This is a genomic window from Leucobacter holotrichiae (assembly GCF_055791005.1).
On record NZ_JBVUAC010000004.1, the window covers coordinates 179,704 to 191,525 of the forward strand.

The 11,822-nt window shown below is 69.3% G+C and carries 9 protein-coding genes and 2 tRNA genes; 6 read left to right on the forward strand and 5 right to left on the reverse strand.

All coding sequences use genetic code 11. The features are described 5' to 3' along the window. Positions 1 to 133 precede the first annotated feature (133 nt). Positions 134 to 1,003 carry an exodeoxyribonuclease III gene (locus tag AC0KXF_RS07400; RefSeq protein WP_473108557.1) on the reverse strand — a complete coding sequence of 290 codons (870 nt, stop codon included), beginning with the start codon at positions 1,001 to 1,003 and terminating at the stop codon, positions 134 to 136. A 57-nt stretch (positions 1,004 to 1,060) separates the two neighbouring features. After that, positions 1,061 to 1,939, reverse strand: coding sequence for an exodeoxyribonuclease III (locus AC0KXF_RS07405; protein WP_473108558.1), 879 nt, complete (start codon positions 1,937 to 1,939; stop codon positions 1,061 to 1,063). 172 nt (positions 1,940 to 2,111) lie between these two features. Here AC0KXF_RS07405 and AC0KXF_RS07410 point away from each other — a divergent pair, with 172 nt between their 5' ends. From AC0KXF_RS07410 to AC0KXF_RS07425, 4 genes are all read left to right on the forward strand, one after another. Next, positions 2,112 to 2,753: a DUF6518 family protein gene (locus tag AC0KXF_RS07410; protein ID WP_473108559.1), complete on the forward strand. Its 642-nt coding sequence runs from the start codon at positions 2,112 to 2,114 to the stop codon at positions 2,751 to 2,753. Positions 2,754 to 2,919: 166 nt separating this feature from the next. Further along, entirely contained in the window at positions 2,920 to 4,296 is a 1,377-nt protein-coding gene (locus tag AC0KXF_RS07415; protein WP_473108560.1) for an LCP family protein, read from the forward strand. Between the two features lie 120 nt (positions 4,297 to 4,416). Beyond that, positions 4,417 to 4,488 (forward strand) — tRNA-Thr (locus AC0KXF_RS07420). 34 nt (positions 4,489 to 4,522) lie between these two features. Next, positions 4,523 to 4,596: transfer RNA gene (locus tag AC0KXF_RS07425), tRNA-Met, on the forward strand. A gap of 450 nt (positions 4,597 to 5,046) precedes the next feature. On the opposite strand, the gene AC0KXF_RS07430 is transcribed toward AC0KXF_RS07425, so the two are convergent. From AC0KXF_RS07430 to AC0KXF_RS07440, 3 genes are all read right to left on the reverse strand, one after another. Next, positions 5,047 to 7,524, reverse strand: a complete 2,478-nt coding sequence (locus tag AC0KXF_RS07430) for an MSCRAMM family protein (RefSeq protein WP_473108561.1) — start codon at positions 7,522 to 7,524, stop codon at positions 5,047 to 5,049. Between the two features lie 172 nt (positions 7,525 to 7,696). Continuing rightward, entirely contained in the window at positions 7,697 to 8,200 is a 504-nt protein-coding gene (locus AC0KXF_RS07435; RefSeq protein ID WP_473108562.1) for a hypothetical protein, read from the reverse strand. A 105-nt stretch (positions 8,201 to 8,305) separates the two neighbouring features. Next, on the reverse strand, positions 8,306 to 9,631 hold the full coding sequence (locus AC0KXF_RS07440) for a D-alanyl-D-alanine carboxypeptidase family protein (protein ID WP_473108563.1): 1,326 nt from the start codon (positions 9,629 to 9,631) through the stop codon (positions 8,306 to 8,308). A 191-nt stretch (positions 9,632 to 9,822) separates the two neighbouring features. Between AC0KXF_RS07440 and AC0KXF_RS07445 the strand changes: the two genes are divergently transcribed. Together AC0KXF_RS07445 and AC0KXF_RS07450 are read left to right on the forward strand one after the other, a co-directional pair. Next, entirely contained in the window at positions 9,823 to 11,007 is a 1,185-nt protein-coding gene (locus tag AC0KXF_RS07445) for an acetyl-CoA C-acyltransferase (protein ID WP_473108564.1), read from the forward strand. A 35-nt stretch (positions 11,008 to 11,042) separates the two neighbouring features. Continuing rightward, positions 11,043 to 11,792, forward strand: coding sequence for an IclR family transcriptional regulator (locus AC0KXF_RS07450; protein ID WP_473108565.1), 750 nt, complete (start codon positions 11,043 to 11,045; stop codon positions 11,790 to 11,792). Positions 11,793 to 11,822 lie beyond the last annotated feature (30 nt).

Genomic DNA, 11,822 nt, shown 5'->3' on the forward strand with positions numbered 1-11,822 from the left:
ATTTCCACCGCTATCCATCCGCGGCCGGCGCTTCGCGCTGGCCGCTCCCGCCAGACCCGCCAAGCGAAGGAAGACGGATCCTCCCCGCTGCGGATGGATGAGCGGCGCGAGACGCATTCGCCCCCGCTCTTGACTAGATGCGGTAGTCGGCGATGACGGGCGCGTGATCCGACCATCGGGTGTCGTACGAGGGATAACGGTCGACCCGGTAGTCGGCGACGCGCTCGCCGAGGGCGGGGGTGACGACGTGGTAGTCAATGCGCCAGCCCGTGTCGTTGTCGAAGGCCTGGCCACGGTTGGACCACCAGCTGTAGGGGCCGTCGACCTCGCCCGCCCAGCGGCGCCCGACGTCGATCCAGCCGAAGCCCGGGCCCTCGGTGCCGTCGACGCCGACGACGGTCTCACCGCGCGGTCCGAAGAAGCGGTCGAAGTAGGCGCGTTCGCGGGGCAGGAAGCCGGATCGCTTCACGTTGCCCTTCCAATTCTTGATGTCGAGCTCGCGGTGCCCCACATTGAAGTCGCCCACGATGGCGACGTGCTCGCGCTCGTCGGCGAGCTCGTTCATGCGCACCCCCATCGCGTCGAGGAACGCCCACTTGGCCTCCTGGCGAGGCGTGTCGACCTCGCCGGAGTGGGTGTAGTTGCTGATGACGGTGAGCTCGGAGTCGCCGAATGTGAAGTCGGCCTCGAGCCAGCGGCCCGACGACTGCACGCTCTCCTGCGCGTCGAGGGCGCCGAGACCGACGCGGTGCGTGAGCGCGGGGGTGCGGCTCAGGATGGCGACGCCCGCGCGCCCCTTGATCTGGCAGGGGTCGTGGAGCACGTGCCAGCCCCCGTCGTCGGCTGCGGCGATCAGCTTGGCGATGTCGGCGTCGGCGGCGCGCACCTCCTGCAGTGCGACGATGTCGGCTCCGCTCGCTTCGAGCCAGTCGCTCATGCCCTTGCGGAAGGCGGCACGGATGCCGTTCACGTTGACGGATGCGACGCGCAGAAACTCTGACATGCCTGCCAGTCTAACTTTCTCTGCGGCCTTCCGCTGCTGCGCCGCCGCTCCCCGGGGCTAGAACACCATGGGGCGGTCGTACTCGTCTTCGAAGGTGCCGCCGAGCAGATCCACGTCGATGTCGCAGACGACCGGCACGTGGTCGCTGGGGGCGTCACCCTTGCGCTCGTCGCGCTCGATCGAGGCGCCGGTGACGGCGTCGGCGAAGGTGCGGGAGCCCATGATGAAGTCGATCCGCATGCCCTGGTTCTTCGGGAAGCGGCCGGCCTTGTAGTCCCAGAAGGTGTAGCCCTCGGGCACGATCGGGCGCACGACATCGTCGAGGTAGGGGGCGAAGGCGGCGAAGGCCGCGCGCTCCTCGGGTGAGATGTGCGTCGACTGGCCAGGTATGAACGAGGGGTCACCCATGTCGCTGTCGAGCGGGGCGATGTTCCAGTCGCCCATGAGCGCGAGGGGCAGATCGGGATCCTCGTCGAGCCATGCCTCCGTCGAGCCTCGCAGCGCCTCGAGCCAGCCGAGCTTGTAGTCGAGGTGAGGATCGCCGAGTGCGCGCCCGTTGGGCACGTAGAGGCTCCACAGGCGCAGGTCGCCGACGGTGACTCCGAGTGCACGAGCCTCAAGCGGCAGCCCGTTGGGGCCGACTCCCTGAGTCTCCTCCTGCCCCTTCACGGGTTTGCCGAAGCCGGGCATCCCCTGGAAGGACCGCGCGACGTCGGTCATCTCGTGCCGGCTCGCGAAGGCGACGCCGTTCCACTGGTTGAGTCCGTGGATCTCGAGCTGGTAGCCGGCCTGCTCGAACGCCTCGACCGGGAACTGGTCGGGGCGGCACTTGATCTCCTGCATGGCGAGAACGTCGATATCCTCGCGTACGAGCCAGTCGACCACTCGGCCGAATCGGGTGCGGATCGAGTTGACGTTCCAGGTGGCGATGCGCATATCGGCGGGCTCCTACGGCGTTGAGATCATGCGATGGTCGGGGGGCGAACCCCGCAGGTACCAGCCTACGGAGTCCGAGCGTTCGGGGCACAGCCGGACCACCTGCGGCCTCGGGCGGTCTGCGCGATGCGGGTGCTCCGTTTCTCCCTGCGGAGGCCTCTAAGGTTGACGGGTGCAGAGAACTCGGGGCCGGGAGACGCGGCGTTCCGTCTTGATCGGGATCGCCGTGATATCCGGGGCGGTGGTGCTCGGCGGATTGACCAGCCTGGGGCAGGCCTACCTCCCGGAGTGGCTCTCCTCGTTCAGCAACTCGGCGGGCGGTTGGACCGTGCTCGCGTTCCTGCTCGTCTGGCTCAGCAGGGTGCGCCCTCTGCTCGGCGCGGTGCTCGGTACCGCCGCCTTCCTGGGGCTCAACGAGGGGTACGGTTTGGTCTCCGCGTGGAGGGGTTTCTTCTACGCCGCGCCGTTCACCTCGATGTGGACGGCGGTCGGGGTCGTCGCGGGGCCGCTGCTCGGAGTCTCCGCCTCGGTCGCGCGGCACGGGAGGCCGCTGTGGCGAGTACTGGCGGTTACGCCCCTGTGCGCGGTGCTGCTCGGGGAAGGGATCTGGGCGCTCGTCGCCCTCACCGATACGACGAGTCCGGTCTACTGGGCGGCGGAGATCGTACTGAGCGTTCTGATCATCGTGTTCGCACTCTGGCGCGGCGGGCTGCCGCTGCGCCAGAACCTCGTCGTCCTTGTCGTGTGGTTGGCGGGCTCCGGCCTCTACGTGGCCGGCTGGAGCCTGCTCGATGCCCTGATGGGTGCGGGGTGATGACACGGGGCCGGGTGCTGGCCCCGGGGGCCGTGGCCGATGTCGGAAGTCTGGGAGGATCCCCGCCGTATTCCAAGGGCGTCCCCAGTCGTTTCGGGTACTTTTGAAGGCTCACGACTACCGAGCGCGCCCGAAAGCGGTGCGCTCGACGAAGACGGGAATGTGCATGGCCAAGAATCACGCTGCAGACGTCGAGCGCTCGACTTTCGTGCGCCACGGGAAGCTGCGCCGCTCCAACGGATGGGCGAACGCTCTGCGCATCTTCCTCACGGCTGCGCTCGTGGTCGGACTCAGCGGCGTCGCCACCGTGGCCTACGCCGTGTGGGGACTGGTGCAAGACGTGCGCACCGTCGACCTGGGCAATGAGGGTGACATGGTGGGCGTCGGCAATCAGTCGATCGACGGCGCGCTGACGGTGCTGCTCGTTGGGTCGGACACCCGTGAGGGTCAGGCCTACCAGGACGGCGAGGAGGGCGAGCTCAACGACGTCAACCTCATGCTCCACGTCTCGGCCGACCACAAGAACGCCACGGTCGTCAGCTTCCCGCGCGACATGATGCTGCCGTTCCCCAGCTGCCCCGGGCCGAACGGCGAAGAGGGCTACTACCCGGCGATGAGCGAGCAGCAGCTCAACAGCGCGATGATGTACGGCGGGCTGCCCTGCGTGGCGCGCACCATCTCCGAGCTCACCGGCATGGACATCCCGAACGCCAGCCTCATCACCTTCGACGGCGTGATCGGCGTCTCGAACGCCATCGGCGGCGTCGACGTGTGCCTGGCGCAGCCGATCGTCGATCCGAACACCGATCTCGACCTTCCCGCCGGTGAGGTGACGCTGCAGGGCTGGGACGCGCTGCAGTTCCTGCGCACCCGCCACGGTGTCGGCGACGGCGGCGACACGAGCCGTATCAGCAACCAGCAGGTGTTCATGTCGGCCCTGGTGCGCAAGCTGCGCAGCGCCGAGACCCTGTCGGACCCCGTCAAGGTCTACGGCCTGGCGAAGGCCGGCGTCGACAACATGACCCTGTCGAGCAGCATGGCGAGTGTGCAGTTCATGCAGCAGGTCGCGGGCACGGTCAAAGACATCGACCTCGAACGCATCAACTTCGTCCAGTACCCCACCCTTCCGCACCCCTACGAGGAGGGTCGACTCACACCCGATCGCGAGAGCGGCGATGCGCTGTTCGAGGTCATCAAGAGCGGCCAGCCCTTCGAGGTCGGCAGCACGGGGGCCGGCGCGGTTTCCCCCGACGACCCCGCGGCGACCGACCCCGAGAATCCCGCTGAGACTCCGACCGAGACCGACCCCGTGACGGGGCTTCCGATCGACCCGGCGACCGGCCTGCCGATCGACCCCACCACCGGTTGGCCGATCGACCCGGAGACGGGATGGCCCATCGACCCGGCGACCGGTTTGGCGACCGATCCCGCCACGATCACTCCCGCTCCTCCCGCCGACGACGGCACGGTCAAGCTCCCCGACAACATCACGGGGCAGTCGGCCAGCAAGGAGACCTGCTCGAGCGGCCGCACGGCCCTGTAGCGGCTTCGGAATCGAGGCGGGGCACCGCGACACGCGCGATGGCCCGGAGACCCCGCCTCGATTTTTCATTTGCTCGAAAGTAGTGATATTCTCTAACGGTTGTCATCGCGAGATGACTTCGCCCCGATAGCTCAGTGGTAGAGCACTTCCATGGTAAGGAAGGGGTCGCCAGTTCAATCCTGGCTCGGGGCTCTGACCCTCTGGCCCGCCTCGTGCGGGCCAGTTTGGCTGAGTAGCTCAGCTGGTTAGAGCGCACGACTCATAATCGTGAGGTCGCGGGATCGAGCCCCGCCTCAGCTACAGAGGGTCGCTGGGAATCCCCCGTCGCGGAAGCGGCGGGGGATTCTTGGTTTCGGGGCGCGGGTGCGGGCCTACCGGCAGAAACGCAGCCCCGCTCGCGGCTCCGGCCGACCCTATGGGATCTGCCGAAGATAGGACGGTTCCAGCCGTATCGGCCCTATACTCGGCAGATCCCATATCTGGGGGACAAGCTCGGACTCGGCAGACCCCGGGGCGGATCCCGGTTGCGGCTCCCCTCATGCAGGAGATGGGGAAGCTGGCCCGGGAGGCCAGGGAAGCAGGGCCCGGGAGGCCAGGGAACCTGGGGCCGCGAAATCCGAAAACCAGGGGCCGGAAGGCCCGGAAACCGTGCATATACGGAAGCGGGGCCCCGACCCGAAGGTCGGAGCCCCGCTCCTGGGTTGCTTCACGAGCTAGCTCGTGAAGCGTCCCTCGTTACTGCTCGTGAGCTTACGCCTCGGAGCGCTTCTGGCGGCGAGCCATCAGCACGACTACCGCGCAGCCCAGGAGGAGCATGCCGGCGGCCGTCAGGCCGAAGGGGAGCATCGAGACGTTGCTGCCCGTGTTGGCCAGGTCGTCGCCGTTGCTGCCGCCGTTGGCGCCGTCAGCGCCGGCGTTGCTGTTGTCGCCACCGGTGGTGCCGTTGCCGCCGTTGTCGGCGTTACCCTCGCTGTCGGCGTTGCCGCCGGTGCCCTGGTTGTCGGCATTGCCCTCGCTGTCGGCGTTGGTGCCATTGTTGTCAGCGTTGCCCTCGCTGCCGGTACCGGTCTGCTCCTCCTCGACGGTGAAGCTCACGGTAGCAGGCTCGGAGTCGAGACCGTTGACGGTCTGGATCGCCGACAGCTCGTAGCTGCCCGCGGCCAGTGCGCCGCCGAACTCGACGCCCCAGGCGCCGTCCTCGTCGACCTCAGCCGTGAAGGCCACGCCGTCGACGTTCACGGTGACGGTCGCGCCGGGGGTGCCGGTGCCCGCAACGCCGCTGGGGCCCTCGCCTGCGGCGAAGGTCTGGCCGTCGGTGATCGAGGTGATCACCGGAGCCTCGGGAGCCTTCGGGGCGTCCTTGACGGTGAAGGAGGCGCTGGTCGGCTCCGAGGTGACGCCCTGAGCGGTCTGCGTCGCGCGAACGGTGTACTCGCCCGCGTTCAGGTTCGCCTCGACGGTCCAGGTGCCGTCCTCGGCCACGGTGGCCGAACCCTGGACGGCGCCGGTGAGATCGACGGTCGCGCCGGCGAGGCCGGTGCCGGAGATCGCGGTCACGGGGCCGGTGACGGTCGAGCCGTCGGCGGGATCGGTGATGGCCGGAGCCTCCACGACGATCTCCTTGGGAGCCGCCTCACCCGTGAGGGTGTAGTTGCCGAGGCTGCCGTAGTTGCTGAAGCCGCCGGCCTTGGTGCCGGTCGTGTTCGAGTTGTCGCCGAAGCCGACGCCCTCGACCTTCAGGTAGTAGGTGCCGGCCTTGACGTTGTCAGCGGTGACCGAAGCGCCGAGGCCCTTCGCGGCTGCCTCGGAGGTGCGCTCGGGCGCGCCTGCGTCCTCGGCGACCACGGTGCCCTCTACATTGGTGAGGGTGAGCTTCGCGTTCAGGTTCGCGGAGATGTCGGCGACCTCGACGGTTGCGGTGACCTTGCCGCCCTCGGTGGTGAGAGCGAACTGGTCGACGTCGCCGGTGCTGCCGATGACGCCCTTGGCGCTGAAGGTGCCCTCGGAGTTGTCGAGCGCGGTGGCGTTGGCCGCCTCGTCAGCGTGGTCGTCGCCCGCGAACTCGGCGCGGTCGGTGAAGGTCCAGTGGCTGGTGAGGATCTCGCCGGAGCCGTCGCACTCGTTCTGGGCGTTCGGCACCTGGTACTTGTCGCCCGGCTTCGGGTCGCTCGGGTCCGAGCCCTCGAAGGGGCAGACCGGGCCGTCGTAGATGGTGCCGTCGGGCAGGGTGAGGTACAGGAAGTACGTCGCTGCGGCCGAGCGGTCGGTGATGACGCTCAGGTCGTCCTCGTCGTTCGTGGCGCCGGCGTAGTCGCCGTTGGACCACTGGGTGACCGGAACCTCGTAGCCGGCGCCCATGATCGGACCCCACAGGCCCTCGACGGGAGCGTAGTACTCCTCGGAGCCGTGGCCGTCGTGCTCGAGGCCGAAGTTGTGGCCGGACTCGTGCGAGGCGATCTCGGCGACGCTCTTCGCGGTCGCGTCTGCGCCGCCCGCGCCCTCGGTGAAGACGAGCGCGCCGCGGAGGAAGTCGGATCCGGCGCCGCCGCCCCAGGCGATGCCGCCGGTGCCGTACGCCTCGTCGAGCACGTCGGTGTAGGAGTCGGTGACGATGACGTGCGAGCCGTAGGCGTTGTCATCCTCGGAAGTCTTGAAGAGCGCGTCCTCACCGGGGTTCGTGGTGGTGACGTTCACGTTGAACGGTGCGTAGTCCTCGGCGACGGACGCCCAGACGCGAGCCTGGAATGCGGCATCGGCCTTCGCGGCCGGTGCGAAGGTGAGGGTCTCCTCGCCCTGCAGTTCGTTCCAGTTGGTGCCCTCGAGGGTCTCGCCGTCGAAGTCGAGGTAGACCGTGACCGGAGCGCCGGGACGCGAGCCGTCTGCCGGGTTGCCCGGAACCTTGGCCTCTGCCGGTGCGTCGAACTCGTTGCCGCTGGGGGCGGTGACGTCATCGATGTGGGCGACGAAGCCCTTATCGGAGACGACGATCTCCCGTGCGGACTCGAGCTGCTGAACGTCTGCCGAAGAGACACCCATCTGTGCAGCCGCGAGCTCGTACTTGTCGCCGGCGGCAAGCGAGGTGACCTCGTCCTGCGCCGCCTGCGACTCGGTGGTTTCTGTCGGTGCGGGAGCCTCTTCCGCTACCGCAAGCGCGGGGCTTGCGAAGAACAGGCTGCCGAAACCGATCGTTGCTGCTGCGCCGAGCGCGAGCGGACGACGTTTCGTCACTAGATAATCTCCCAGGTTTTGGTTGTTACTACCGGCCCCGGAAAAACGATGCGGACGCTCGCGTGTTCCTAGTTGCGGTCGCCCGAAGTCCCCCGGAACCCCGACCAACGTAACCTGGATGCCCGCTGAATGCAAGGCTGTTATCTCATTATGGTAACTATTTCCCCTCCGATCAGGGGTAGAGCAGGAAGCCGTTCTTCGACACCTTTGCGCTGTGGTCGCGCAGCAGCAGCTCTTTCAGCTCCTCGACGGTCTTGCCGTTGCGCTCCGCGACGACCTCTATATCGTCTCCGAGCGCATCGATCGCCTCCTGGCCGCCCATGGCCTTCGGCAGGACCTGTCCCGACTGCGATTTCAGGCCGCCTTCGATGTTGCTGCTCGCGGCGTTCGCGCCGCTGTCGCTGCCGCTCGCGCCGCTGTCGGACGAGCCGGATGCGGACGAGGCATCTGAGCCGTTCGAGCTGTCGGAACCGCTCGAGGCATCCGAGGCGCCGGAGGCTCCCGGATCCGCCGCCTGCTCGGTCTCAGCGCCCGCGCCGACGGGCTCGCTCGTGTTTCCGTTCCTATTCATCTGCATCACTCCAAAGACGACTGCGATCGCGATCAGGACGGCGAGGGCTACCAGGGCGATCAGCAGACCCCCGCGGCGTCCTGGTGTGCTCGTGTTCTCAATCATTGTTGCCCCCTCCGCACAGCGTCCGGTGCTGCCAAGGTAGTGAAGCGATATGAGAATTCGCGGCAAATCGAGCGGCGATCCGCTGATTCGCCCGGCTGAAGAGTCTCAGCCGAAGAGCCGGCCCGGGTGCGTCAGCCGCCAGAGCAGGTCGGGCTCCTCGAACGATTCGCCGACGAGTACCGGCACCTCGAGCTCGCCATCAGGGGACTCGATACGTACCGCACCCGCAGTGCGCCCCGCCTCTCCGGCCCGTACCGGAGAGAGCTCGGCGATCCTGCTCGCCTTCTCACCGGGCAGCAGCACGACGCTCTTGTCGGCCGATGCGACGAGCGGCACCCGCCGACCGTCGACGGTGACCGCGCTTCCGATGCGTTCCCCCTCGGCGATGACCTCGAGGTCCTGCGGCGCCGCGTCGAGTGCGGTGAGCGCCCCGATCGACGACGTGATGCGTCCCTGCGGGGTCTCCCGCCCCAGGACGACCGAGAGCTTCACCACCGGCCGTTCGCCGGCCACCGCCCCCTGCGCGGCGGCCAGATTGTAGCCGGCGACGTCCGTTCGGCCGGTCTTGGCTCCTCGCACGTCGGGGATCCTGCTGAACAGCGGGTTCGTGCTTTCGACGACGCCGATGCCCCACGGGAGTTCGGCCCGAGGGGTGGCGATGAGCTCGGCGAGGACCGGCTGCTGCAGCGCGAGTCGCACTATCCGCAGCACGTCGGCGGGCGATGCGACGTTCGCCTCGTCCATCCCCGAGGGCTCGGCCAGCACGAGCGATGTGATGCCGTGCCGCTGCTTCCAGTCGTCGACCGCCGCCACGAAGGCATCGTTGTCGCCGAAGACGGAGTACGCGTATGCCGAGGCGAAATCGTTCGCGGAGGGGAGGATCGCGAGCGTCAGCATCTGCTTGACGGTGACCTCGGTGCCCACGGGGATCGGGAAGGCCACGCCGTCTAAGGCGAGGTAGTCGTCCTGACGCTGCCGGTCGGCCTCCGTCCACACGTGTACGGGCCCGTCGCCCTCGATGGGCTGCCGCTCGAGCGCGACGAGCGCGGTCACCAGCTTCGTGATGCTCGCGATGGGCATCGCCTCGTCGGTGTTCGCCCACACCTGCTCGCCGTCGAGCCAGCCGACAGCGGTCGCGTCGTTGCCGGATCCGCTGCCCTCCGAGCCGACCCCGATCGCCCCGGCGCGGACGGCGGCCAGGGCGGGGGCCTCATCGGCCGTCACGGTGCGTTCGGCCCCGCCCTCGTACTCGAGAGTCGGTGCGGGCAGCGGTGCGAGAGCGCAGGCCGCGGTGTAGCCGCCCGCCGAGAGCAGCACGATGCCGGCGATCGTCGCGGCGATGACCCGCGCGCGCCGGGAGCTGCGGGAGCGGTGGGGACCGCGAGGGGATCTGTCGGGCTCGGGGCTGGGATCGGGATCGGTGCTGGTCACCCTTTCAGCGTAGAGGCCGCGCCGGTCGGCACGAGCCGCGAGGCGGTCGCAGCCCGAAATGCACAGCGAAAGCGCGTCGGGATGTGCTGACGGATCGAGTGCGCCCCGTTGCGATCCGGCAGAATGGCCGTGACGGATCGCGGCGCTGCGCCTCGAACCGGCACCGAACACCGCACTCGAGGAGGCCTCCCGTGACCGCAGCTCGCACCCCTCTCATCGCCGGATACGCGCGAACGCCGTTCACCCGGTTCACCGGGCAGCTCGCCGCTCAGCCGGCGACCGTGCTGGGGGCGCACGCCGTGCGCGCCGCGCTGGCGCGGGCGGGGGTCGAGTCGGATCAGGTCGACATCGTGGTCGCGGGGCAGGTGCTCCAGGCCGGTGCAGGCCAGAACCCGGCGCGGCAAACGGCCGCAGGGGCGGGGATCCCGCTCGACGTGCCCGCGATCACGCTGAACGCGGTGTGCCTGTCGGGCACCGAGGCGGTATCGCAGGCGGTGCGCCTGATCGCCGCGGGCGAGGCAGAGGTCGTGGTCGCGGTCGGCCAGGAGTCGATGTCGCTCGCCCCGCACGTGATCCCGCTGCGGGCGGGCACGAAGTACGGCCCCGCGCAGATGATCGACACCGCCGATCACGATGGCCTGACTGACGCGTTCGACCAGGTCGCGATGGGCGCGCTGACCGAGGACGGCAACCGTCCGTTGGGGCTGACGCGCGAGGAGCAGGATGCCTTCGCGGCGGAGTCGCATCGCAGGGCAGCCGAGTCGGGCGAGTTCTTCGCGGGCGAGATCGAGCCGTTCACCGTGCGCTCCCGGCGGGGCGATAATGTGGTCGCCGCCGACGACGGCATCCGCGCCGAGACCACGGCCGAGGGGCTCGCCCGGCTGCGGCGGGCGTTCGCGAAGGACGGCACGATCACCGCGGGCAACGCGTCGCAGATCACCGACGGAGCGGCCGCGATCGTGCTGGTGAGCGCCGCTGCGGCCGAGCGCCTCGGGGTGAAGCCGCTGGCGCGGGTCGAGGCGACCGCGTTCGTGGCGGGCCCCGATACGCACCTGCACTCGCAGCCCGCGCGCGCGATCTCGGCTGCGCTCGCGAAGCTCGAGGGGGTCGCGGCGGGGGATCTCTCGGCCGTCGAGATCAATGAGGCTTTCGCCGCGGTCGGGGTGCAATCGGCGCGTGAGCTCGGCCTGGACCCGGCGATCGTGAACCGGCACGGCGGGGCCATCGCGCTCGGCCACCCGATCGGGGCGTCGGGTGCACGGATCGTGGGCACGCTCGCGCGGCAGCTCGCAGAGCTCGGCTCAGGGGCGCTCGGCGCCGTCGGGATCTGCGGCGGAGGCGGGCAGGGGTCCGCGGTGGTGCTCCGGGCCGTGTAGGGCCGGCGGCGGTATCGGGCCCGGGAGGGGACGCCATGGGCGAGGGGGTGCTGGATCGGGTGCTCGCCGTGCTCGGCTGCTTCAGCGAGGAAGAACCGGAGCTCGGGTCAGCCGACCTCACCGCGCGCACCGGCCTCGCTCCCTCGACGCTGCACCGGCTGCTCGCCGTGCTGCTCGAGCGCGGCCTCCTCGTGCGGATGCCCGCCCATCGCTACGCCGTGGGAGCGCGGTTGCTGGAGCTGGGCGAACTCTCGCCCCTTGCGCTGCGCCTGCGAGAGCGGGCGATCCCGCATCTCATGAGGCTCTACGAGGTGACGGGCGAGAACGTGCATCTCGGAGTGCTCGACGGCGAGCCGGAGGACGCGCGGGTGCTGTACGTGGGTCGAGTGACCGGCCGCCGCTCGATCCCGACGGTGAGCCGTTCGGGCGGGCGCGGACCCCTGCATGCGACGGGGGTGGGCAAGGCCCTGCTGGCGACTCGCGACGAGACCTGGCTGGCGCGCTTCTTCGCGACGCCGCTGCAGCGGGAGACGACGCGCACGATCGTCGATGAGGCCCGTTTGCGCGAGGATCTGGGCGAGACGCGTGCACGGGGCTACGCCCGCACGCGCGAGGAGATGACCCTCGGCAACATCTCGGTGGCGGCCGCCCTCCCTCCAGTACCGGGGCTGCCACCGATCGCGCTCGGCGTCGTGGTGCACATCGACCGCGCCGATGAGCGGTTGCTCGCGCGCATGGTGCAGCAGGCAGCTCGAGACGTCGTCGCGGAGGTGCGTGAGGAGTAGCGCGCGGGCGGGACGGATCCGCGCCCCCGG